This window comes from Exiguobacterium sp. s78 (assembly GCF_018618985.1).
In the GTDB taxonomy this organism is placed as follows: Bacteria; Bacillota; Bacilli; order Exiguobacteriales; family Exiguobacteriaceae; genus Exiguobacterium_A; species Exiguobacterium_A abrahamii.
Genome location: NZ_JACSNB010000002.1, coordinates 136,187 through 159,480, shown reverse-complemented (window position 1 = coordinate 159,480; position 23,294 = coordinate 136,187). Strand labels below are relative to the sequence as shown.

Sequence of the window (23,294 nt, the reverse complement as noted above, 5' to 3'; positions counted from 1 at the left end):
CAAAAATCCCCTTACCGTGTTTTCACGGTAAGGGGATTTTTTTCGGTTACGTTGTCAATCGAGCGGTAATTCCGGCATCATCGGTGACATAGACATCGCCTGCTTGATCCGTAACGGTATAAGCGGAAGACTTCAACGCCTCGATCGCTGCTTGGAGCGTCGCTTGATCCGGATAACGTAGTGTCCAGTAGACGAGTCCGACCGCATCTTCCGGATTCGTCGGTGCGTTGACACCAGACCAGACGTTCAGACCGATGTGATGGTGATAGCCACCGGCAGCAACGAACAACGCACGCATTCGCGAAGCGTCAGCGGCAACGTCAAAGCCGAGCGTCTCGACATAAAATGACCGCGCTGCTTCGAGTGTCTTGACGTGGAAATGGACATGTCCCATGACCGTCTCGCTCGGCATTCCATACCAATCTTCTTCTCCCGCTTCGACGAGCATGCTTTGCCAATCGACGGGATCCGTCGTCATCTTAACGTCGCCATTCGCTTCATACGTCCATGTCTCACGTGGACGATCGGCATAAATCTCGATCCCGTTCCCGTCTGGATCCGACAGATAAAAGGCTTCACTGACGAGATGGTCACCTTGACCAATCTCGATTCCTTGTTCGATCAAATTCCGGATGACGAAACCAAGTTCTTTTCGGCTCGGTAGCAAAATCGCAAAATGATATAATCCGGCGACCGAGTTCGGTGGAAAACGGCGGGCATTCGGATGAACTTCAAGTTCAACGAGTGGTGTATCTTGTGCGCCGAGCACCGTCAACTGATCCGTTTGCGTTAGCACGCGTAATCCGAGTGACGTTGTATAAAATGAAATCGAACGGTCGAGGTCCGTGATACGCAAGCGAACAGGACCTAGTGTGATATGTGGATGAATGGACATCTTGTTTCCTCCTTCAATGAAATAGGTCGTATCCCTATTATTACGCGGAAGCGATCGAAGCGGAAGTAGGCACGAATAAGTGGTATAGTATCCTAAACGATACCATGAAGGAGGAAGACCGATGGAAGAGACACCAAGCTGTCGCGTCGAGACAGCACTCGAAATCTTGACCGGAAAATGGAAGCCGTCGATTTTACTCGTCTTGATCACACACGGAACGCTTCGCTTCAGTGAATTGAAACGACAATTGCCGAACATTACGCAAAAGATGCTGACGGCTCAACTGCGTGAACTTGAATTGAACGATATCGTCCATCGCGAGATTTATCAAGAAGTCCCACCCCGTGTCGAGTACTCGCTGACGGATTATGGTCGGACACTGATTCCGGTTCTTGACGCCATCAATGCATGGGGTGAACAACATGTCCTCCATCTTGAACAGAAAGAAAAACTCGCTTCCGCTTCCCAATGAGGAATCCACTTCGATGTGATTTCTCATTTTTTATGGAAAAACCTGTCTATTATCCCGTATACTGACGTAATAGACTTCTGTTTTTGGAAAGGAATGAGTCCTCATGCATCAACTTCATGCGATCGAGCAACTGGTTGCTCGACTCAAACAAGATCCTGCAGTCGAAGCCATCTTCTTGAAAGGATCTTTTGGACGGGGAGAAGAAGATGTTCATTCAGACATCGATCTGTACTGCCTCGTCTCGGAAGAACGTCAAACAAAATTCTTATCGCGTCGTTTGTCCCACCTTTCTGCTTATCGTTCAATCATCTGGAAAGATGAGATCGATATCATCGCCCCTCAAATGATCGTCGTCTATGATGATCTGCTACATATTGATTTATTCACGGTGACGCTTGATTCGCTGAACCATAAGGATCAATTGCGTGTCTTATATGATCCACAAGAACAGTTGACGGACTTTACCGATACATGTGACTTAACGCTTTCTGCTCAAGAAGCGACTGACGAAGCAATCGATGCTGTCTGGTTCTTGTTTCAATACAAAAAAGCAGCAGCTCGCGGAAATGACTTATGGGCAGTCGAGATGCTCCGTAGCGCGTTGATCAAGTTCGCGAAAGTCTTACTCCATCATCATGCTCCTGAACGAGCGCAACTCGGATTAAAGACGATTCCGACGACATTACCAGACCATCCACGCCTTGCTCTTGAAGCAATCTACGACGTCCTGACACCCGCAACGCACGCTGAAGCGGCTCAACGTTATCTAGCATGTCTAGAGACTGAACGGAACGCACTCGACCAGACGCTTGCCGCTCATCCGGAGACGCTCGCTTTACTCGATCGATTAACGCCTGAACTCTCGATCCAACAATCAGGACGGTAACAAGAAGGGGCTGACTCAAAAATCAGTTTCCACAAAGATAAGGGTGGCAGAATGATGATCTGCCACCCTTATCTCGTAACAAAAAGAATGATGCGTTTCACGCCACTCCTACAGGAAAAGCGCATTTATGCGCTGTCAGAGACAAACAAGACCCGCTTTCCTGCTTAAATGAAGCAGGAAAACTGGCTTGTGTCTCGCCTGAGGAAAGGGCGTGAAAAGACGCGTCATTCTTTTATTGAGTCTCTTCTATGGTCACTCATTACTATGTCAATTGAATCTCTTTTGATTGTCCACCTGCCCAGCCAAAGCCAGACGAGACTTCAAGCATCGGATTTTTCACCTGTTTCGGTAATTCGAAGACGATGTTGCCAGTTTTCTCGATATTCGGGTTGATCGTCTCCAAGAAGAAGCCCATTCCGTCTTCATTCGCATAGAGATCGAGCTCCGTATCGGCTGAGTATTCCGTATCGCCGACATTGACTTTAAACATGTTGCTGTCGACGAATCGCTCTTCCTTATCTCCGTTTAGAATCGTCAAACCGATGACTAAGAATTGTCCTGATGTTTTCTTTTCACCGAGGACGTTCGACAACGTATCAACCATCTTGACGTCGTTGACGACGTACGTCAGTTTGCCGACCTTTACCTGATCATTCACCCCGTATGTCTTCTTGACCGGCTTCGCAGCTGCTTTTGCCTTCACTGGTTTTGCTTCTGATTTGACTGTTTCTTGTTCGACTGTCACCTTTTTCTCCGGTGCTGCTTGTTCTTCGTCATCTCCTAGATTCCCGAGAATGACTGCTCCGATCACGATGATTCCTGCCCACTTCAATCCTTTTTTCATGTTACTTCCTCCTTTTAATGTGGCTGACTCACGTCTGATAGCCCTAGTATAGGAAGAAGCAACCCCTTATCCTTTACACTTTTTTAACCAGGTTATTTTTTGTTTATGGTTCGATAAAAAGAGTGACAAAAAATAAAGGAGAACGCTGATTTCAGCGCCCTCCTCTTCTTATTCTCCTTTGACTCGGATGACGATTTTGCCTTTTGCGTGCCCTTCTTCGCCATAATCATGTGCTTCCTTGATTTGATCCAGATCAAAAATCCGATCAACGACAGGTTGTAGCTCGCCACGTTCGACGGCTTTAGCGATATGCTGTAAACGCTCACCCGTCGGTTGCATGAAGACATATGCAGATCGCGCATTATGCTCTTTCGCTTGCTCTTCATCCGGTGGCGTAGAAATCGAGACGAGCATGCCATTTGGTTTCAGCATCTGATACAGTTCTCCTTGCTTGTCGCCACCCATCGTATCAAATACAAAATCGACGTCGCGAACACGATCGGTCGGATTTTCCTGTTTGTAGTCAATGACTTCGTCGGCTCCAAGTGCTTTTACCCAGTCGACGTTTTTCGTACTTGTTGACGTGATAACGTACAAACCGTTCGCTTTCGCAAGTTGAATCGCAACCGTTCCGACGCCTCCTGATCCGGCACCAATAAAGATCCGGTCACCCGGCTTCGCATCCATCACTTCGAACATGACTTGCCATGCTGTATGTGAGACGAGTGGCAGAGACGCTGCTTCAGCAAAACTGAGTGATTCTGGTTTTTTGACGACGAGATGCGCATCGACTGCGACATACTCTGCATACGTTCCTTGACGAGCGATTTCCGGACGGCTGAAGACGGCGTCTCCGACTTGAAGATCCGAGACATTCGCTCCGACTTCCTGAATCACACCAGCAACGTCCCAACCGATGACGAGCGGCATTTCGTAGCTCAACATCTGACGCAAGTAGCCTTCGCGTAGTTTCCAATCGACCGGATTCACACTCGCGGCATAGACTTCGATTAAGACATCATCTGGTCCGATGACCGGCTTTTCCAGTTCTCCGACCTTGAATTGTTCCGATCCACCATACTGTTCAATGTAAGCTGCCTTCATCCGTTGACTCCTCCTTCAATATTCGTTCCCTATCTTCTTCCCCGTCCGTTCCACCGACAAACAGTCTGAAGATACACAACAGCTCCCCATCGATTGATGAGGAGCTGTTTCGTTAACGATTCATTTGCTGAAGGGTGGATGCCGTCTCGTTCAAGCCATGAATCGCCTGTTGCAGTTCCATGACCTGACCGACTTGATGACGTGTCAGACCAGATAACGACTCACTTTGTGCGAGCAAGGCATTCATGAACGTGTCGAGTTGACCGGTTGCTGTCGTGATAGCAGTAAGACTGCTCGTCATCGTCGCGAACTGAGTCTGCGCCGACTGGATCGAACCGACGACTTCCGTCGCATCCATCTCGATCGTCTGTAGTGCTAACTGACTCTCTGCCATCCGCTCTTCCTGCTCACGTAGCAATGTCGTACTGGCATGAATCGAGTTGCCGGTTTGCGTGACGTCCTGATCAACACGTTCGATGATCGCATTGATTTCTTTCGACGCTTCTGCCGTCTGTGCTGATAGATTACGAATTTCTTGCGCAACGACCGTAAAACCTTTTCCGAACTCACCCGCACGAGCTGCTTCGATCGATGCGTTAAGACTGAGCAAGTTCGTTTGCGCCGCAATCGCATTGATGCTCGACGTGATGGCGACGATTTCCTGGAACCGTCCAGCAAGTTGTCCGAACGACGTGACCGACTCATCCATGCTCGTCGTCAATTGTTGCAGGGATTGTCCGGCAAGACCAATCGTCTGTCTGCTCTTTTCGGCTGTCGTTCGCGAGGATGAACTGCGCTCGAGTGCGTGGTCGACTGAAACGGTCACTTCCTCCATCCGGTTAACTTGCTGTTCATTCAATTGACGGATTTCACGAATCGCTTGGACGCTACCTGCTGCATCATCTGCCAGCTGTTGCATCGCCAGATCAACCTGACTGAAGGAATCCTTCGCTGCGTCGACCGTTTCACTCATCTCTTCCGTGAATGTCGTTACTTCCGTTGCGGTTGCTGCCGTTTGCTCGAGGGCAATTTGCGACGTTGCCGCGTAGGCTTCCGACCGTTCTTGTTCTTGGCGGACGGCTAGCATGACGTTTCGTCCAAAGACAGCGACGAAAACCGCCGCTGAGAAAATCATCAAATAGATGACATAGGCGACGATCAAATCGAATGCATTCGTAAAGACAATCGTTCCAAGCATTGTGAATACAGCCATCTCAACGAGTCCAAGGATTCCGGCGAGAATGACCAAACGCGGAATCAAATAGACGATTGAAATCGTCAAGTAGAGATAGGCGATCGTCCAAATGCTCGGCGACGGCAAGGTCATCAAAACGAGAGCGAGGACGAAATACGTTAACGTCACTTGGACGTACTTCCCGCTCGGACGATGTCCCAGTAGGCGGTTGCCCACAAGCAACGCGACCGTCAAGATCAAACCACCGACTAAAAACTGATAAAACACACTGATTGGGACGTAATTCATTTGCGCAAATAAGAAAATCAATGGATGCGCAATCGTAATTAACGTTGCAATCAGGCGGGACAAAATCTTTGTACTTTGTTGCTCGAGGGCAGATACCATCTTGTTCAAACTCCTTCACCTTATTAAAGTCATACAGTTGTTCATCGGCAGAAAGAATTCATTCGTTAAGTCTCTCCAGTGACTTTTTTTTCTTGACGCTTTCTTGAAAGCGGGAGTACGGTTAACGTAGACTTTTTCAGAAAAGAGGATTTCTATGCTGTATGTACTCGTAGGTCTCGCAGGTGTTCTCGGTGCCTCGGCACGGTATGAACTCGGACTGCTAATTGGCGACTTGACGACTGGTCCGTTCCCGTGGCCGACGCTTGTCATCAACTTGATCGGGAGCTTTCTCCTTGGCTATGCGACACATTTTTTATTTCGAACGAAACTCTTACATCAATATGCGATCACAGCCATCGGCACGGGTTTCATCGGCTCATTTACGACGTTTTCGACATTTAGCGTCGAGACCGTGACCTTACTCAACGAACATCATTTAGCGGACGCGTTCCTCTACGTACTCGTCAGTCTATTCGGCGGTTTGTTCCTATCTTATCTTGGTTACGCGCTCGGAACACGACGACTTCGTCACGTGACGAAAGGACGTGAGTGAATGACGCTACTTGCTCTTGCCATCGGTGCTTTTTGCGGCGCCATCAGTCGGTTTGCCGTCAGTCAATGGATGAAGACGGTTTGGAAACGTGAATTTCCACTGGCGACGTTCCTGATTAACGTACTCGGTTCATTTTTACTTGGACTCGTCATCGGTGCGCATCTCGATACGACATGGACGTTACTGTTAGGTACCGGCTTCCTCGGATCATTTACAACGTTCTCGACGTTCAAAATCGAGACGTTGCAGTTATTTCAGGACGGAAATCGTAAAGTACTTACCCTCTATCTCATCTCAAGCTACGGTTTCGGAATTCTTGCAGCTTTCCTTGGAATCACACTTACAGCTTGAACGAAACAAGAGGCGACGGAAAATCCGTCGCCTCTTGTCGTATCCGTTTCAGTTTAATCATTCATCCAGAATAGACCAACCGTCTCTGCTCCGGCATGCGTCCCGATTGCTGGTCCGAACGTGCCCTCGAGAATCGTCAAATCCGGGAACTTCGCTGCGACTTGCTGCCGCAGTTCCGCTGCCATTTCCGGTGCCATCGTCGTCGCGACATAAATCCGGTTCTTATAGAACGTGTGCTGACGCATCGATTCATCGATTTGTTTAACCATTTCGATGTAAGCTTTCTTTAAAGAACGTGCTTTTTTGAATGGTACGATTTTTCCTGCTTCATCCGTCGTGATGATTGGTTTGATGCTGAGTAGGTTCGCAAGGAACAAGTCACCGGATGAGACACGTCCACCCCGGCGCATCGTTTCCATATTACCGACGATCATATAGAAATGGGTCTTTTTCGTCAACGCTTGTAAGGCTGCGACGATTTCCTCGACGGATTTCCCCTGTGCCGCGAGCTCCATCCCGTAACGAATGAACTCTTGTTGGTTCTCAAACGCTGTATGCGAGTCGATGATATGAACCGGGAAACTGGCTGCTTCCGCTGCTGATGCTGAACTTTGGACGGTACTTGAGAGCCCATTCGTACAGTGCACTGCAATGGCACAGTCATAACCTTCTTCTTTCAGACGTTCATATGTTCCAACGAACTCCCCAAAGATTGGTTGTGATGTTTTGGCAATCAGTTTCTTATCCGCATCAAGCGCACGGAATAGTCGCTCGACCGTGATCGCATTCTCTTGATACGCCGTATCACCGAGTAAGATTTGAATCGGTACGACATTGACGCCGATCGCTTCTGCCTCTTCCTTCGTGAAATAGGCCATACTATCGGTCACCCATGCTATTTTAGTCATTTTCCTTAGCCTCCGTTAGATTCTTCTCGCTTTATCCTACCATATACAGAAGTGGAAATCGCAAGAAACGTCATGACATCATCTGAAAATGAAACGATGTACGCTTATGATAGTGCTCGTCGGCATGCAAGACGACGGAAGGAAAATTCGGTTGGTTGATCGCATCTGGTAATCCCTGTGTCTCAAAACAGATTCCGAGGTATGGGGTTGCTCGTCTTCCACAAATCGTAAACTCGCCTGACAAGTGATTGGCGGTATAGACGACGACTCCCGGTTGATCGGTCACGACCCGTAATCGTCGACCACTGATTGGTTCGTCGAGAACGATTTCCCCACCATCTCTGAGCAGGAAGGGATGATCAACCCCACTACCTGCTTGCCGGAGTTGTTCGTCTGGTGCGTGTGTCACTTCGTGTAGCGAACGCGCTTCCGAAAAATCAAAGACAGTTCCTGCCACAGGGAGAATATCACCGGTCGGTACCGCATCTTTTGTCAACGGAACATAAAAAGGTGCATCCATTCGTAACAGATGCTGTTCGATCGTCGTTTTTGCCTCACCCGTCAAATTAAAGTACGTATGATTCGTCGGACTGAATGGTGTCGAAGCTGTCGTCTCCGCTTCATAATGGATATGCAGGACGTTCTCGTCAGTCCATTCGAAGGTCAGTGTGAACGACAAGTGACCGGGATACCCGTTCTCACCGCTTGGACTATCTAAGCGCAGGACGAGTCTGTCATCGTTGATTTCGTGCGTGAACATCCGGTTCGCCCAGTTTTCGCTTCCTCCATGGAGGTGATGCTCGCCCTCATTTTGTTCGAGTACATACGTCATTCCTTCTAGCGCAAACGCGCCGTTTGCGATTCGCCCTCCGACCCGCCCGATCGTTGCGCCTAAGTGATGCGGATCATCTTGGTATTCTGATAGATCGTCAAACGCGAGTACGACATTTTCGATCATTCCATATTGATCCGGAACTCGGATGGCAAGAATTTTTGCGCCTCGGTTCAAGATATCGATACTATGTCCATGCATATTCTCTAACGTGAATCGTAACAAGGACTGATCACCTAGTTGCCCTACTTCTGTTGTCGTAATCATCATCTGTTTCCTCCTGTACGATACATTTTCCTGTTTTCGTATTTACCCTCGGAACGAGACAAAAAAACAACAATGGCAAAAGACCATTGTTGTTACAGAGACGGAAGTGGTAATCGCACTTCGATCCGAGTCCCTTGATGGATGATCGAGTGGACGTGTAATGTTGCAGTCGGACCGTATGTCACGTCTAATGCGCGTCGAATCAGGAACAGATTCGAATCCCCCGTTTCCTGTTGATTCAGTTGTTGCATCACGGCAAGCGGCATCCCCTGTCCATTATCCGTGACTTCGATGACCCAGTCTGTCGTCGTCTTGAAGGCACGGACATCAATCCGATGATGTCGTCCTGCCTTTACGAATGCATGACGTAGTGCATTATCGACGAGCTGTGTCACAAGGAATGGAAACACGAAGTATTCTTCAACAGCGGTCTCGATATCAAGATCAACCGTGATATCAGCGGAGGTCAGTTGATTCGGGCGACGTCGTGTTCCTTCTAGTGATAAATAGGCCTTCAAGGTCGCCAGTTCCTCGCGTAGTGGATGTTCATCATGCCGCGTCGCTGTCGTCAACAGTTGAAGCAACGCATTCAGTTGATGTTTCACAGGAGTTCCCGGATCAGCTGTCCGCTGGATTTCTTCGATGATCCCTTTCAGATAGCTGACGTGTAACATCGGTTTCATCTTTCTTCCGTTTAACCGGAGCAACTGATCTTCTCGGTGCATATGCAGCTCTCGTGCTAATAAACGGACGAGTTGTTCCGTCATTCGCTCGACGGTGTCGTCAAATAGGTCTTTCGAAAAGTAACAGATGACACCTGCTTTTTGACCGTTAATGCGCATCGGATGAAAACTTAGAATTTGTCCCGTCTGCTCGTCTTCCTGTCGGACGGGTTCTTCTGCTTCGATCCATCGTTGTTCCTCACGTCTCGGTTGCTCGCCACAGACTGCTGGTTGCTGGTCCGTCATATCGATGACGACCTCTGTCGCACCGAGCACGACGATCCGTTGCATCTTCGTCTCCTTCAATAACGTCGCTCCGATTTGCCGCGCGACTTCCGAAGTCAATCCTTGCTTTCGTAAGGGTTGTAATGCTTGCAGTAGACGATCGGAACGCTCGGTTTGGCGGACGAAGAGTGCTCCTTCGAGTCGAAGTTGTGTCCGTAAGATCATGATGAACAGTACGACCCCACATATATTTGCGAACAGTAACGGAAAAGCGGCACGACTCATCAAATCCAGTGCCTCCGCTGTATCAGGGGCAAGTAATAATGTAATCCCACTTTCGAACAATAATGCCGTCAATACGATACCGATTGGTGGAACGAGCGCATAACCATCATGCAAGCGCCAGCGTTTTCGATACCAGCCGCTCGCAAGTCCAGCGAGCATGGCGATGATCCAACCGGCTTCTGCCCCTAACGAACCGAGTACGTAGCGGTGTAAACCAACCAAACATCCCGTAATGCCGCCGATCACTGGTCCACCAATCAATCCGCTCGTCACGATGACAGCGAGTCGGGTATCGAGCAACAAGGCATCCTTTTCGACAGCTAATCCAAGTAACGGATCAATCGTCGTATCTTGCGAAAGTTCAATTCCTGCGTAGTTCATCAAAATACCGGATGATACGAATGCAAAGAGCAGTGGAAGATTCATTCCGCGGTCCATCTTGAATATGTATCGGGAAATGCGCCACTGGGACAATAAAAAGGCTAACAGTGCTAACATACCTAAACGACTCAGTAAGAATGGGATCTGCTCGAGCACGGAATACCTCCTCGTTTCATAGGACGCGAATCAACAATAAAGTCGTATTAGATTACATTCCCGCTCCTCTCTGCATTTTCCTATCACGACTACCGAAAGTTCGCACAATCCGTCCATTCTTGATTTTTTGACTGATGCGATGAAAAAAAAGCCGGTTCCTCCATGAGGAACCGACCATCTTATGCTTCTGCTTGTTCAGCTGGATGCAACCAAATCTTGACGCGGTTGATTTGATAGTTTTCCATCTCCATCACTTCGACGGAGAAGTCTGGTGTGTCGATATGCTCACCTGGCTGAAGATCAATGTTATGCATCTGAATCCAGCCACCGATCGTATCAACATCTTCGACATTCGTAAAACGAATATTGAATCGTTCTTCCAAGTCAGCGAGCAAGACTGTACCGTCGAGTAGGAACTCGTCCGATTTGACCTGTTCGATTTCTTCGACTTCATCTGCGTCGAATTCATCACGGATTTCACCGACGATTTCTTCGAGTAAGTCTTCCATCGAGACGAGACCTGCCGTTCCACCGTATTCGTCGACGACGAGAACGAGATGGGTCCGGGTCCGTTTCATCTTGCGAAGTGTCTCTTGAAGCGACGTTACTTCCGAAACAACCGGTAAATCCTTCAGATAATGTGTCACCGGATGCTCATTTCCGTTCGCATAATCCGTCAAGACTTCCTTGACGTTGACGTATCCGAGAATCCGGTCTTTATCATTTTCTTCTGTAACCGGGTAACGCGTGTACGGATTATCCATGAAGATTTCCATCAGTTCATCTTTCGTCAAACGTTCCGAGATCGTCTCCATCCGCATTCGCGGTACCATCAAGTCTTTGACGATGTGTTCATCAAACGCAAAAACATTTTGCATGAGGGCAAGTTCCGTTTGGTTGATCTCACCACTTTGGAAACTTTGCGCCATGATGATTTTCAATTCATCTTCCGAGTGGGCTTGTTCGTGCCCTGCTGGTTTGACACCGAACAGACCGAGGAATAAGCGCGCTGAACCGTTGAGTAACCAAATGAATGGGTACATGATTTTACCGAACACATAAAGTGGACGGGCGAACAACAATGTCATGCGTTCTGCATACTGAATCGCAAGCGTCTTTGGAGCGAGTTCACCGATGACGACGTGTAAGAACGTTACGGATACGAATGCGATACCAAACGACAAGAGTGTCGAAACAGCAGCAGAGATTCCGAAGTCGTCGAAAACAGGATGCAAGATCTTTTCAACGGTTGGTTCACCAAGTGCCCCAAGACCAAGTGCCGTGACCGTGATACCAAGCTGACAGGCAGACAAGTAGTAGTCGAGATCGCCCGCGATTTTTTTCGCAAGGACGGCACTTTTGTTCCCTTCTTGAATCATTTGATCCAAACGCGACATCCGAACCTTAACGACAGCAAATTCCGATCCGACGAAAAACGCCGTCAACGCAATCAACAAGACCACTAAAAATAAATTGATGAATAATATAGTATCCAAAATCCCCTAAACAGGGGTCACCTCCATTGTTTTGTATTAAAGCTGTGCAATCAAGGAAGCAATCAATGTCAGACGCCGGGACAGTTCTAAGCGGATCGCTTGTTTTTCGACGTCCGTCGAATGTAACAAACGCTGCTCGAGTCCTTCAACCGTCGCCTGAAGTTGTTTCACTTCCTGATAAATCGTCTCCCCTGTTTTTTGTTCCCGTTCCGTAAAAGAAGCAAGAATCTCTTGCAGGGAAAGCCGTTGAGACTTCAAATATTCAATCTTTTCGATTTGATGAATGACCGATTCGTCATACAGACGGTAGCCAGACGCGGTACGCTCTGGTGTTAACAGACCGAGTGATGTGTAATAATCGATCGTTCGTTTTGATAAGCCGGTGGTCTCCGCGACCTGACCGATTCGAAGTAACGCCTTCCCAAAAGATTCTCACCTCCTTTCCATAGCTAGTTCTTTTATCTTATCATGTCAAAACCATACAGTAAAACGTCGCGCTTTTTTAGAGAAAAAAACGACTACTCCCGTTCGCACGAGAATAATCGTTTCATCCCACTTTTTCATACGGTTGCGACAGGTTCCTCGACTGGTACACCGACGATCGACCGTTCCAGTAATTCAACGACATCGTACGTTGCAACCGCCTCATCGACTTCCTTCGCCTTCGTGCCGTCACTGAGCATCGTCAGACAGTACGGACATGCTGACCCAATGACAGACGGTTGGACCGTCAACAATTGTTCTGTCCGTGCGACGTTGACTCGTGCGCCGACTTTTTCTTCTTGCCACATCATCCCGCCGCCAGCACCGCAACACATCCCTTTTTCTCGGTTACGTTCCGTCTCGACGAGCGTGATTCCTGGAATTTTCTCGAGAATATAACGTGGTGCGTCGTAAATATCATTGTAACGACCGAGATAACACGAATCGTGATAGACGACACGCTCCTTGACTTCGTGGAGCGGTCTGATGCGTTTCTCGTCAATCAGTCGTGCGAGCAATTCAGTATGGTGATACACTTCCACGTCCGGACTAAGTCCGAAGTCTGGATACTCGTTTTTAAATGTATTGTAGGCATGCGGATCAATCGTGACGATCTTTTTAACGCCGTATTTCTCAAATGATTTAATGTTTGCTTCCGCGAGTTCCTGGAACAAGACTTCGTTCCCGATCCGGCGCGGTGTATCCCCTGAGTTTTTCTCATCGTTTCCGAGAATTGCAAACGAGATGTCTGCCTCGTTTAGAATACGCGCAAACGCCATCGCGATTTTTTGACTTCGGTTATCGTACGATCCCATCGCACCAACCCAGAACAGGTACTCGAAGTCTTCGCCCGCTTTTTTCTTCTCCTTCGCTGTCGGAACGACGAGTTCATCCCGGTTTTTCCGCCAGTTTTCGCGTTCTTTCCGGTTCATCCCCCACGGATTACCTTGCCGTTCGATGTTCGCCATCGTCCGTTGCATCTCCGGATCCATCTTGCCTTCCATCATGACAAGGTGACGACGAAGATCGATGATCTTATCGACATGTTCGTTCATGACCGGACACTGATCTTCACAGTTCCGACAAGTCGTACACGCCCAGATTTCTTCTTCCGTAATGACATTCCCAATCAATGAATCCGGAACGATATCCATCTGTCCGGCTGCTGCCAGTGAAGCGATTTGGTTGCCTTGCGATCCTTCGAACGCAAAGGCAGGTGCCCATGGCGAACGTTGAGTGATTGCTGCCGTTTTCATGTTGAGATGGTCCCGTAATTTAACGATCAAATCCATCGGCGACAGCATCTTCCCCGTTCCGCTCGCTGGGCACATATTCGTACAGCGTCCACACTCGACGCAAGCATACAGATCAACGAGCTGTTTCTGATTCAAATCTTCGATTCGGTTGACCCCGAAGCTAAATTCCGCTTCGTCGTCTTCTGCCTCTTCCATGACTGATAGATCAATCGGTGCCAAACGTCCGACTTTCGATGTTCTACCGAGCCAAACATTGGCTGTGCCGGCAATCAAGTGCGCATGTTTACCTTGCGGGATGTAAACCATGAAGCTAAGTAAGAACAGTAAGTGCGCCCACCAGAAGAAAACGAATAATCCGAACGCAACTGATTCCGGCACCCAACTGAATAAGAACGCGATGCTTGAAGCAACTGGTTCACCGAGCGTCGAATGATTCTCATAAACAAGGAAGAATCCATTTCCGAATAGGACGGCGACCATCAAACCACCGATGAAAATCAACGCAAGACCCGCCATGAAGTTTCGTTTCAAACGAACGAGTTTCTCGACGTACCGGCGATAAAATCCCCAAACGACGGCAATCAAGATGACGAGCATGACGATTTCTTGGAAGAATGTAAAAATCGGATAAAGCGGACCGAGTGGGACGTGCGGGAAACGCTGACCGACGGCGAGTCCTTTCCAGATAAAATCGATCGCTCCGAATTGAACAAGTAAGAAGCCGTAGAACATCATGACGTGGATAGCGCCACTTTTCTTATCCTTTAATAATTTCTTTTGACCGAAAACGTTGACTAAGACCGCGTCCAGTCGTTCTTTGTTCGTCAGTGTCCATTCCGCCTTTTTCCCCCGTTTAATGGCGGCATAACGACTTTTGACGAGTGACGTGAACAGATAGCCCGCATAGCCGATGACGAGTAGGAAGGCAATCCAGTTAATGAGTAAAAACGTATTCATGTTCGAACAAACCCCTTTCCCCCTAAAGCAGTTGTGTTGAAATGAGTATAGCATATAATGAATGGCTATTCATTCATTTTTTTCATTTAGTTTTTACTGTGTCACATAAGCAGATAAGTACTCAAAAAAAATCAAGCAGTGGATCATCCACCGCTTGATTTAATCACATCCGATAAGTCATTTTTTTAATTTCATCGCATTGGCCATCAGACCAGGGATGTCCGTATTTTCATGCAATCCACTGAACTGTTCGCTTTGTGGACCGTACGCGTAGAGCGGAACGTCAACACCTGTATGCACGGCAGTCGTCCAGCCGACATACGCTCGTTTACTGATCATCTCATTCAATGTCATGACGCGTTTCTTCGCATCCACTTTTTGCAACGTCTGAATTTCTTCAGCCGTCAAATCAAACGTCGTTTCTCGTTTGACGACAGTTGCGATGTTCGATAAGTCGTCGTTGAACTGACGAACCATCTCATCTCCCGTCGCCTTGACGTTTTTCAAGACTTCCGGTTTCGCTACGTACTCATCGTATCCACCGACTGACATACCACCTGTATCATGGTCACCGGCAACGACGACTAAAGTATGTTTATCTTTTGCAGCAAAACGAAGCACTTTTTCGACAGCCTGGTGGAACGCTTCTGCATCCTTCATCGCCCAAGCAGCATCATGCGCGTGACCCGCCCAGTCAATCTGACTTCCTTCTACCATCAAGAAGAAGCCATCGCGGTCTTTCTTCAATGTTTGCAGGGCTTTCGATGTCATCGTCGCAAGACTCGGTTGATTCGTGTTTTCCCGGTCCAGTTCTGGTGCCATTCCTTCTTCTGCAAACAATCCAAGAACTTTACGACCGTCCGTCTCATTCAGACTTTCGAGTGAATCCGCATACTGGTATCCTGCTCGTTCTGCTTTCTTCACTAGATTACCAGCCTCTTGAACGCCACCATTTTTCTGATCAAAAAAGAACTTCTGACCGCCACCAAGTAAGACGTCGACTTTCATTTCATCCATGTATTGCTTCGCGATGTCCGCTTCGTTCGCGCGCGTTGCGACGTGTGATGCAAAAACAGCTGGTGTCGCATGGGTGATAGCTGATGTCGAGACAAGTCCTGTTGCTTTGCCCGCTTGATCCGCCCGATCAAGAATAGACGCCACTTCTTTTCCACTTGGATCCATACCGATTGTTCCGTTGTTTGTTTTTGTTCCTGTTGCCATCGCCGTTCCGGCAGCAGCTGAATCGGTCACTTTCGTGTTTGCCGAATACGTCCGCATCATTCCTTTTAAGTGACCGTCGAGTTCCGTCTCCTCGCCTCCTTGATACCAGCGATAATTCGTTGCATAGGCAGCCGAATATCCGTCCGGGATCATGAAGATGACATTTTTAACCTTCGCTTGTTTCGTGTTTTGTTTTGCCTCGACCGGCTGAGCCGATTCATATGTATAGCCCGCAACTCCCGTCATAAGCACTGTACCGAGAATACCTGTCGCCATCCATTTCTTGTTCATTTGTGTTTCCTCCCTGTTCACGATGATGGTTTCATCATACCGAGCGAATGTAAATGAACGATGGAGACCGCTTTAAGGAATGTAAAGAAACGATGACAGCCGAGTTACCACTTCATCTCTTCAAACATGTAATAGCCTTTGTGCTGTTCTTCTAAATATGCCGATAATGGAAGACGGACGTCTTCACTCGTGATGTACTCCGCTAAATCTGTTTGGTTGATCCACTTCGTCTCAATGATTTCTTCATCGGGATCATTTGAATCAAGTAAACCACTCACTTCGCAATCAAAATAAGTCACGAGGCTGTGCGCTTGATAGGTCGGCATGAAGTTCTCCGTTAAGAAAGCAAACGACGACGATGTGACCGTCAAACCGGTTTCTTCTTCCACCTCGCGACGCAGTGCTTGCTCGAGGGTCTCTCCAGACTCAATCTGTCCACCGGGTAAGCTCCAGCGTTTCTCCTGACCCGATTGATTATGGACGATGAGCAGTTGATCGCCCTTACGGATGATCGCGACGATGATTCGATAGAGTGGATACATGACGCTTCCTCCTAAAAAGACCACCTTGCCTAAAACAAGATGGTCCACTGTGATTGTTTATTCTAGACCGAGCGACTGTGGCAGACGGACTGCACGTGCGAAGGCATTTTTATAGTCCTTTTTCGCGACTAACTTTTCGACTTCACGGATTGCTGGATGCTGTTCGTCCGCGAACGCACCAAGAATCGTCAAGTAACGCTCGTATACTTGATCGTCTTCCTGACGTGCTTTCAAGAGCGCTGTATACAGCATGACGGTATCTTCGCCGTATAAGACGGGTAATTCTTCATTGATTAAAAGTAACGTATCGATGGACTCCGGATCGACCTTCGGATTGTATTCCGTGATGACCTGCTCTGCGAGTCCTTCGAGTTGATCGCGCCATTCGTTGTAACGCGGCTCATCGTTCTCGAGCCATTCAAACCATTCCTCTTCCAACATCTGCTCCATTTGACGTACTGTTTGTTCAAATGCCATTCGTCTCACTCCGTTCCCAAGTTAAATCAATCGTATACGTACCGACTGCTTGTCCATTCATCTTTAATGTATAGCGAAACTGCATCTGCTGCCGTTTCATCTCAATCGTCTCCGTGTCCGTTTCCATCAACATCTGACCGAATTGACTGCCATATTGGCTTTTGGTCGTCTCTCCTAAAATGAAGACGTGATGCATCGCAACAGGACCTTTGCGATTCAAAGCGATCTGGTCTTTTGACCATTTGATCGTCGTATCGATCGGTTGTTCATCCGGCTGAACGAACTTCACGGCAAAACCGTCTTTTGTTTCGAACAATGTGCCGTCCGCCTCAAGTTCGACCGATTCACGCATCGGACCATCTTCGATCGTCGTCACTTGTCGTAATGACACCGGGTACTTTACTGGTTTCACTTCTATCACCTCATCGTTTAGCGTACACGATTTTTTCGTCTGATGCACCTTCTGCTTACACGCAACAAAAAACGGATTCGATGTACTTCGAATCCGTTCAAAACATATTAGCGCACACGGTACAGACGAGCTTCGAATGGACGAAGTTCCAGTTCTGTTCCTTCATGGTGCATCGTCGGATAGTTGCCAAGCAACATATTGTCCGAGTGCAAGATGATGTCCGTATCGATTTCTGCTGTTTCACCTTTTAAGTTCGTAACGATCAAGAATTGTTCGTCACCAAACGTCCGTGTATACGCGTAGACTTTCGTATCTTCCGGTAAGATGAGATCATACGCGCCGTAGATCAACGTCTCTTCCATCTTACGGATTTGGATCATTCGTTTGTAGAAGTTTAAGATCGAATCTTCATCTTGTTCTTGCGACGCGACGTTGATGTCCGCGTAGTTCGGGTTGACACCGAACCATGGAGATTGATTTGAGAAGCCACCGTTTTGCTCATTTGTCCATTGCATTGGTGTGCGTGAGTTATCACGAGACGAGTTCCAGATGACTTCCATGATTTCCTCATGTGTCTTCCCGGAAGCGAGTTGCATCTCGTACATGTTTTTTGTCGCAACATCATCATAATCCGAGATGTCCGGGAATTGAACGTTCGTCATCCCGATCTCTTGTCCTTGATAGATGAACGGTGTGCCTTGCATGAAGAAATACATCATCGCAAGCGACTTCGCGCTCTCTTTCCAGTACTGTTCCTCGTCACCCCAAAGGGAGACCGAACGAACCTTATCGTGGTTTTCGAGGTATAACGCATTCCACCCTGTAGCTTCAAGTCCTTTTTGCCATTTCGTCAGCACTTGTTTCAGTTTGACGACATCGACTCCTTTTTCCGCATCTGCACGCCAGAGATCCATGTGCTCGAACTGGAAGACCATGTTCATCTTACCGTTCTCTTCTCCGACCCAGAGATCCGCTTCTTCCGGTGTGACGCCGTTTGCTTCTCCGACTGTCATGATATCGTATTTCGAGAACGTCTCATCCTTCAACTCTTCGAGATACGCATGGATGCCTTCGACGTTCATATGCATATCGAATGAAGGGACATACGGCATACCGAGCGGATTCGGGAGATCAGCGAATGATTGATCCTTGTTGATGTGACTGATCGCATCGATTCGGAAACCGTCGATACCTTTATCGAGCCACCAGTTGATCATCGTATAGACCGCTTGACGCATGTCGCGGTTTTGCCAGTTCAAGTCTGGTTGACGACGAGAGAAGACGTGCAGGAAGTACTGCTCTGTCTTTTCATCATATTCCCATGCTGATCCACCGAAAATACTTTCCCAGTTGTTCGGTTCTCCACCATTGACCGCATCTTTCCAGATGTACCAATCGCGTTTCTCATTGTCTTTCGACGAACGTGATTCAAGGAACCACGGGTGTTCATCCGATGTGTGGTTAACGACGAGATCAAGCAAGACCTTGATGTCGCGCTTATGCGCTTCTTCCATCAAGAGATCGAAGTCCGTCATCGTACCGAACTCATCCATGATGTCTTCATAATCACTAATGTCATATCCGTTATCGTCGTTCGGTGACTTGAACATCGGGCAAATCCAAAGAACGTCGACGCCAAGATCCTTCAAATAATCCAATTTTGCGATGATACCCGGAATATCGCCGATTCCATCGTTGTTTGCATCGTAAAAGCTGCGTGGATAGATTTGGTAAGCAACTGCTTCTTTCCACCAAGCTCGTGTAATTGTTTGTTGGGCCGTTTCAGGGCGCGGTATCATTTGTGTCATGTGTCGTGAATCCTCTCGTAGGTCAGTCTTTGGGGTGTTGTTTTCATCAGTTATTGAACTTCTATACACATAGCGCAACCGATTGCGCAATTCCTCTACCTTCATCTTATCAAATCCACTTTTAAAGTCAATGTTTCGGGGGTGATTCCACCATTTCACATCAACGGTTGTCACTCTTCGTTCACACTGAATATTTCAGGTTGTTTTACATTACATTTACTGAATTATCCTACACTGTTTATCGGTCGATTTCTACCCTTTTGCATAACCTTTCCTTCCGAAAGTGAATCTTTTTTTCTTCGTTCGGGTATACCCTTACCAATGCATGTAAAAAAGGGGGATTTTCAAGATGAAGGGACAATTCTTTATTGGTGGACAATGGCTAGATCATGGACGAGAACGGACGGATGTTACGAATCCAGCTACTGGAGAAGTCGTCGGTAGTGTACCAAACGGAACAAAATCAGACGTCAACGACGCAGTAGAAGCAGCACGGAAGGCATTTCCTGATTGGTCGAAACGGACAGTCTACGAACGTGCCGAACTTCTCGAGAAGTTATATGCGAAGATGATTGAGAAAAAAGATGAACTGGCTCGCCTGATGACGCTTGAAATGGGGAAACCGCTCGCTGAGTCAGAAGGTGAAGTGCAGTATGCCGCAAACTTCGTCAAATGGTTTGCAGAGGAAGGAAAACGCGCTTATGGACGTGTCATTCCAACACATGATGCTTCTAAACGACTTCAAGTCATCAAACAGCCGGTCGGTGTCGTTGCTGCGATCACACCATGGAACTTCCCGGCTGCCATGATTACCCGAAAGCTTGCTCCGGCACTCGTCGCCGGATGTACGTTCGTCATCAAACCACCAACAGCGACTCCGCTTACCGCGCTTCGTCTTCTTGAACTCTGTCAGGAAGTCGGGATTCCAGAAGGCGTCGTCAATGCCGTTACAGGGAGCGGGAAAGCACTCGGTGAATCACTCGCGACACATCCGCATGTCGATAAGATCACCTTCACTGGTTCAACCGAAGTCGGACGGACGCTGATGGCTCAGGGAGCAGAGACGATCAAGGCGATGTCGCTTGAACTCGGCGGACATGCACCGATTCTCGTCTTTGATGACTGTGACCTTGATTTAGCTGTCGCTGAGACGATTAAGTCGAAATTCCGTAATGGCGGTCAAACGTGCGTCTGCGGAAACCGGATTTACGTATCCGACTCGATCTATGACGCGTTCGTTGAAAAACTCGGGCAAGAGACAGCGAAGCTGAAGACCGGAAATGGTCTTGATGCTGAGACGAAGATTGGACCGATGATCAATAAAGCGGGTTACGATAAAGTCAAAAAACATGTCGATGATGCGACATCCGCTGGTGCACGAGTCGTCACGGGCGGAACAGGAACGACGGATGAGGAGAACGATGTCTATTATTATGAAGCAACCGTTCTCGCGGACGTAAAACCCGGCATGCTGATCATGAACGAGGAGACGTTCGGACCTGTCGCTCCCGTCCAGCGTGTCAGTTCTGATGAGGAAGCGGTTCGTTACGCCAACCAGACACCATTCGGTCTCGCTTCGTATGTCTTTACTAAGGATTACGCCCGTGCGATTCGCGCGATCGAAGGGCTTGATTACGGAATCGTCGGCTGGAATGATGGTGTTCCTTCTGCTGCGCAAGCACCATTTGGTGGAATGAAACAATCCGGTCTCGGACGCGAAGGTGGTAGCGAAGGACTCGAAGCCTATCTCGAGACGAAGTACATTTCAATCGGTGGACTAGCGTGAACGCGGCGGATTGGTTCGTCCAATGTTTAGAGGCAGAGGGCGTCACGCATATCTTTGGTGTTCCCGGTGAGGAAAACATCACATTACTCGAATCACTCAGTCGTTCGTCGATCACGTTCATCACGACGCGTCACGAAACGAATGCTGCGTTCATGGCAGCGATGTTCGGTCGCCTGAGTGGACGACCGGGTGTCTGCCTATCAACACTTGGTCCCGGTGCGACCAATATGATGACCGGTATTGCAAGTGCGACGATGGATCATTCCCTTGTCGTAGCGATCACTGGTCAAGGAGCGACAGCACGGCAACACAAAGAATCGCATCAAATGTTTGATCTCGTAGACCTCTATCGTCCTGTCACGAAGTCCAGTACGTCCGTTCTGTCGGCGGAGGTCATTCCGGAAATCGTTCGACGTGCCTTTGCGACAGCAAAAAGCGAAAAACCAGGGGCAACCCATATCTCTTTTCCAGAAGACATCGCAAAACAAGAACGTGATCAATCAGCGACACCCCTACAGCAGGACAGTACACCAACGCATCTCCATTCCTTGACGATTGATGATCCCGATGCCTTACGTCTGATTGAGCGCGCAAAACGTCCAGTCATCATTGCTGGATTTGGTATTCATCGACAACAAGCACTCGATGCGTTTCGAGCATTCGTCGAAAAGCTCCAAGCTCCCGTCGTCGAGACGATGATGGGCAAAGGAGCGATTTCTTCGCACCATCCGCTCGCTGCACACACGATCGGTTTACCAGACGTCGATTACAACCAGCGGATTCTCGATGCGAGTGACCTCATCATCACGGTGGGCTACGATATTACGGAGTTACCTCCGCAAAAATGGAACCCGAAAAAGACACCGATCGTCCATTTGGATACAAATCCTCACGAAATCGATGCCTATTATCCGGTCGTCGCGAACGTAGTCGGACCACTCGTCGATATGCTGACTGTATTGACTCCTTTACTGCCCGAGCGTGCGTGGAACGACTGGCAACAAGATCGCGATAAATTACGCAACGAAATTCAAGAAACGTACTCGCTTGCCTTGCCTTTACACCCTCAAAGTATCGTTCGTGAACTCGAACGAACCGTCGGGGAGGACGGCATGGTCTTCTCAGACGTCGGCGCACACAAAGTCTGGCTCGCACGCCATTATCAAACGACACGTCCAGATCAATTATTCATTTCCAACGGGTTTGCTTCGATGGGCTATGGTTTATCGAGTGCGCTCGCAGCCAAACTATTGTATCCGGACCGGCGAATCGTCTGTGCCGCTGGAGATGGTGCCTTTTTGATGAATGGTCAGGATCTCGAGACCGCCGTTCGTTTGAAGCTTCCACTTGTCGTGTTGATTTGGCGTGACGGTACCTACGGACTGATTGAATGGAAACAACAACAAGCGTATGGGCGGTCGTCCTACATCACGTTTGACAATCCAGACCTCGTTCAACTGGCTCATGCTTTCGGCGCACTCGGTCTCCGTGTCGGTGAACATGGCTCCCTCGCACATTGTCTTGACCAAGCATTTGCAAGTGATGGACCCGTTTTAATTGACTGTCCGGTCGATTACCGGGAAAATCTAAAGTTAAGTGAACGTCTCCGGACGTATGGAGGGTGATATACATGACACAACCACGTAAACTGCAATCTATTTCTGATTTTGATCAATTTGCGTCCGAACATACCGCGTTCGTGATTTGCAAACACAGCACGACATGCCCGATCAGTGCCGCAGGATTCTCGGAGTATACGAAGTTTGCGGATGAAACGTCTGTTCCAACGGCGTATCTTTTCGTCCAAGAAGCTCGGACGTTATCGAATCACATCGCCGAACATTACAGCGTTCGACACGAGTCACCACAAGTCTTATTCATTCAAGACGGTAAATCGGTCTGGACAGCCTCTCATTACGACATCACGAAAGATGCACTTGAAACAAACGTCCAGTAATGCTAGACTTCCGGCTGTTTCAAACTGAAGACCAAGCGCAATTTTTCTTTAACGAGAAGGATTGCGCTTTTTTGTTTACTTCACTAGAAAAACGCTTTCAATCTTACATAAAAAATAAAATTATCTTTCTTAGCTATTATTATTT

Annotated in this window: 22 protein-coding genes; 7 read left to right on the top strand and 15 right to left on the bottom strand. The window is 48.2% G+C overall.

The window, feature by feature from the left end; translation table 11 throughout:
* Positions 1-46: 46 nt before the first annotated feature.
* Positions 47-895, bottom strand: coding sequence for a VOC family protein (locus tag KNQ18_RS12245; protein WP_215084977.1), 849 nt, complete (start codon positions 893-895; stop codon positions 47-49).
* A 121-nt stretch (positions 896-1,016) separates the two neighbouring features.
* On the opposite strand from KNQ18_RS12245, the gene KNQ18_RS12240 reads away from it, so the two are divergent.
* Positions 1,017-1,367: a winged helix-turn-helix transcriptional regulator gene (locus KNQ18_RS12240; RefSeq protein WP_058265500.1), complete on the top strand. Its 351-nt coding sequence runs from the start codon at positions 1,017-1,019 to the stop codon at positions 1,365-1,367.
* Between the two features lie 103 nt (positions 1,368-1,470).
* On the top strand, positions 1,471-2,253 hold the full coding sequence (locus KNQ18_RS12235; RefSeq protein ID WP_215084975.1) for a nucleotidyltransferase domain-containing protein: 783 nt from the start codon (positions 1,471-1,473) through the stop codon (positions 2,251-2,253).
* Between the two features lie 262 nt (positions 2,254-2,515).
* On the opposite strand, the gene KNQ18_RS12230 is transcribed toward KNQ18_RS12235, so the two are convergent.
* The 3 genes from KNQ18_RS12230 to KNQ18_RS12220 all read right to left on the bottom strand — a co-directional run bounded on the left by KNQ18_RS12230 (position 2,516) and on the right by KNQ18_RS12220 (position 5,783).
* Positions 2,516-3,097, bottom strand: a complete 582-nt coding sequence (locus KNQ18_RS12230) for a DUF4352 domain-containing protein (RefSeq protein WP_215084973.1) — start codon at positions 3,095-3,097, stop codon at positions 2,516-2,518.
* Between the two features lie 168 nt (positions 3,098-3,265).
* Complete coding sequence (locus KNQ18_RS12225) at positions 3,266-4,201, bottom strand: NADP-dependent oxidoreductase (protein WP_215084971.1); 936 nt, start codon at positions 4,199-4,201, stop codon at positions 3,266-3,268.
* Between the two features lie 112 nt (positions 4,202-4,313).
* Entirely contained in the window at positions 4,314-5,783 is a 1,470-nt protein-coding gene (locus tag KNQ18_RS12220) for a methyl-accepting chemotaxis protein (protein ID WP_215084969.1), read from the bottom strand.
* Between the two features lie 154 nt (positions 5,784-5,937).
* On the opposite strand from KNQ18_RS12220, the gene crcB (KNQ18_RS12215) reads away from it, so the two are divergent.
* Both crcB (KNQ18_RS12215) and crcB (KNQ18_RS12210) read left to right on the top strand, forming a co-directional pair.
* A complete protein-coding gene (gene crcB / locus KNQ18_RS12215; RefSeq protein WP_215084967.1) occupies positions 5,938-6,336 on the top strand; it encodes a fluoride efflux transporter CrcB in 399 nt (132 codons plus the stop codon).
* Positions 6,337-6,687 (top strand): fluoride efflux transporter CrcB, encoded by a 351-nt coding sequence (crcB, locus tag KNQ18_RS12210; protein ID WP_149426687.1) that lies wholly within the window; start codon positions 6,337-6,339, stop codon positions 6,685-6,687. It abuts the gene before it with no gap.
* A 53-nt stretch (positions 6,688-6,740) separates the two neighbouring features.
* Here crcB (KNQ18_RS12210) and KNQ18_RS12205 read toward each other — a convergent pair whose 3' ends face one another.
* The 11 genes from KNQ18_RS12205 to KNQ18_RS12155 all read right to left on the bottom strand — a co-directional run bounded on the left by KNQ18_RS12205 (position 6,741) and on the right by KNQ18_RS12155 (position 19,364).
* Positions 6,741-7,595 carry a DegV family protein gene (locus KNQ18_RS12205; RefSeq protein ID WP_058265493.1) on the bottom strand — a complete coding sequence of 285 codons (855 nt, stop codon included), beginning with the start codon at positions 7,593-7,595 and terminating at the stop codon, positions 6,741-6,743.
* 70 nt (positions 7,596-7,665) lie between these two features.
* Positions 7,666-8,697, bottom strand: coding sequence for an aldose epimerase family protein (locus KNQ18_RS12200; RefSeq protein WP_244290085.1), 1,032 nt, complete (start codon positions 8,695-8,697; stop codon positions 7,666-7,668).
* 89 nt (positions 8,698-8,786) lie between these two features.
* Complete coding sequence (locus KNQ18_RS12195) at positions 8,787-10,463, bottom strand: LytS/YhcK type 5TM receptor domain-containing protein (RefSeq protein ID WP_215084965.1); 1,677 nt, start codon at positions 10,461-10,463, stop codon at positions 8,787-8,789.
* A 179-nt stretch (positions 10,464-10,642) separates the two neighbouring features.
* Complete coding sequence (locus tag KNQ18_RS12190; protein ID WP_047391857.1) at positions 10,643-11,959, bottom strand: hemolysin family protein; 1,317 nt, start codon at positions 11,957-11,959, stop codon at positions 10,643-10,645.
* Between the two features lie 36 nt (positions 11,960-11,995).
* Positions 11,996-12,364: a MerR family transcriptional regulator gene (locus tag KNQ18_RS17430; RefSeq protein ID WP_035399153.1), complete on the bottom strand. Its 369-nt coding sequence runs from the start codon at positions 12,362-12,364 to the stop codon at positions 11,996-11,998.
* Positions 12,365-12,519: 155 nt separating this feature from the next.
* A complete protein-coding gene (locus KNQ18_RS12180; protein WP_215084963.1) occupies positions 12,520-14,655 on the bottom strand; it encodes a (Fe-S)-binding protein in 2,136 nt (711 codons plus the stop codon).
* Between the two features lie 177 nt (positions 14,656-14,832).
* Positions 14,833-16,167 (bottom strand): alkaline phosphatase, encoded by a 1,335-nt coding sequence (locus KNQ18_RS12175; RefSeq protein ID WP_050677287.1) that lies wholly within the window; start codon positions 16,165-16,167, stop codon positions 14,833-14,835.
* Positions 16,168-16,271: 104 nt separating this feature from the next.
* On the bottom strand, positions 16,272-16,709 hold the full coding sequence (locus KNQ18_RS12170) for an NUDIX domain-containing protein (RefSeq protein ID WP_050677288.1): 438 nt from the start codon (positions 16,707-16,709) through the stop codon (positions 16,272-16,274).
* 57 nt (positions 16,710-16,766) lie between these two features.
* Positions 16,767-17,186: a hypothetical protein gene (locus tag KNQ18_RS12165; RefSeq protein WP_050677289.1), complete on the bottom strand. Its 420-nt coding sequence runs from the start codon at positions 17,184-17,186 to the stop codon at positions 16,767-16,769.
* The gene (locus KNQ18_RS12160; protein ID WP_231681721.1) at positions 17,176-17,598 is read right to left on the bottom strand and encodes a YwiB family protein; all 423 of its coding nucleotides are present in this window, start codon (positions 17,596-17,598) and stop codon (positions 17,176-17,178) included. Before KNQ18_RS12160 ends, KNQ18_RS12165 begins: the two co-directional genes overlap by 11 nt.
* 107 nt (positions 17,599-17,705) lie before the next feature.
* Positions 17,706-19,364, bottom strand: coding sequence for a glycoside hydrolase family 13 protein (locus KNQ18_RS12155; protein WP_035399261.1), 1,659 nt, complete (start codon positions 19,362-19,364; stop codon positions 17,706-17,708).
* Positions 19,365-19,755: 391 nt separating this feature from the next.
* On the opposite strand from KNQ18_RS12155, the gene KNQ18_RS12150 reads away from it, so the two are divergent.
* The 3 genes from KNQ18_RS12150 to ytxJ are packed head-to-tail and all read left to right on the top strand — an operon-like array spanning position 19,756 to position 23,149.
* Complete coding sequence (locus KNQ18_RS12150; RefSeq protein ID WP_023466816.1) at positions 19,756-21,192, top strand: NAD-dependent succinate-semialdehyde dehydrogenase; 1,437 nt, start codon at positions 19,756-19,758, stop codon at positions 21,190-21,192.
* Positions 21,189-22,817 carry an acetolactate synthase large subunit gene (locus tag KNQ18_RS12145; protein WP_215084961.1) on the top strand — a complete coding sequence of 543 codons (1,629 nt, stop codon included), beginning with the start codon at positions 21,189-21,191 and terminating at the stop codon, positions 22,815-22,817. The genes KNQ18_RS12150 and KNQ18_RS12145 overlap by 4 nt, the downstream gene beginning before the upstream one ends.
* Positions 22,818-22,822: 5 nt before the next feature.
* On the top strand, positions 22,823-23,149 hold the full coding sequence (gene ytxJ / locus KNQ18_RS12140; protein ID WP_029343222.1) for a bacillithiol system redox-active protein YtxJ: 327 nt from the start codon (positions 22,823-22,825) through the stop codon (positions 23,147-23,149).
* Positions 23,150-23,294 lie beyond the last annotated feature (145 nt).

Coding starts and splice junctions, on each gene's coding strand:
- crcB (WP_215084967.1), top strand. CDS start 5,938: ATGCTGTATGTACTCGTAGGTCTCGCAGGTGTTCTCGGTGCCTCGGCA.
- KNQ18_RS12175 (WP_050677287.1), bottom strand. CDS start 16,167: ATGAACAAGAAATGGATGGCGACAGGTATTCTCGGTACAGTGCTTATG.
- KNQ18_RS12200 (WP_244290085.1), bottom strand. CDS start 8,697: ATGATGATTACGACAACAGAAGTAGGGCAACTAGGTGATCAGTCCTTG.
- KNQ18_RS12180 (WP_215084963.1), bottom strand. CDS start 14,655: ATGAATACGTTTTTACTCATTAACTGGATTGCCTTCCTACTCGTCATC.
- KNQ18_RS12205 (WP_058265493.1), bottom strand. CDS start 7,595: ATGACTAAAATAGCATGGGTGACCGATAGTATGGCCTATTTCACGAAG.
- KNQ18_RS12230 (WP_215084973.1), bottom strand. CDS start 3,097: ATGAAAAAAGGATTGAAGTGGGCAGGAATCATCGTGATCGGAGCAGTC.
- KNQ18_RS12245 (WP_215084977.1), bottom strand. CDS start 895: ATGTCCATTCATCCACATATCACACTAGGTCCTGTTCGCTTGCGTATC.
- KNQ18_RS12165 (WP_050677289.1), bottom strand. CDS start 17,186: ATGGCATTTGAACAAACAGTACGTCAAATGGAGCAGATGTTGGAAGAG.
- KNQ18_RS12150 (WP_023466816.1), top strand. CDS start 19,756: ATGAAGGGACAATTCTTTATTGGTGGACAATGGCTAGATCATGGACGA.
- KNQ18_RS12235 (WP_215084975.1), top strand. CDS start 1,471: ATGCATCAACTTCATGCGATCGAGCAACTGGTTGCTCGACTCAAACAA.
- ytxJ (WP_029343222.1), top strand. CDS start 22,823: ATGACACAACCACGTAAACTGCAATCTATTTCTGATTTTGATCAATTT.
- KNQ18_RS12220 (WP_215084969.1), bottom strand. CDS start 5,783: ATGGTATCTGCCCTCGAGCAACAAAGTACAAAGATTTTGTCCCGCCTG.
- KNQ18_RS12225 (WP_215084971.1), bottom strand. CDS start 4,201: ATGAAGGCAGCTTACATTGAACAGTATGGTGGATCGGAACAATTCAAG.
- KNQ18_RS12170 (WP_050677288.1), bottom strand. CDS start 16,709: ATGTATCCACTCTATCGAATCATCGTCGCGATCATCCGTAAGGGCGAT.
- crcB (WP_149426687.1), top strand. CDS start 6,337: ATGACGCTACTTGCTCTTGCCATCGGTGCTTTTTGCGGCGCCATCAGT.
- KNQ18_RS12240 (WP_058265500.1), top strand. CDS start 1,017: ATGGAAGAGACACCAAGCTGTCGCGTCGAGACAGCACTCGAAATCTTG.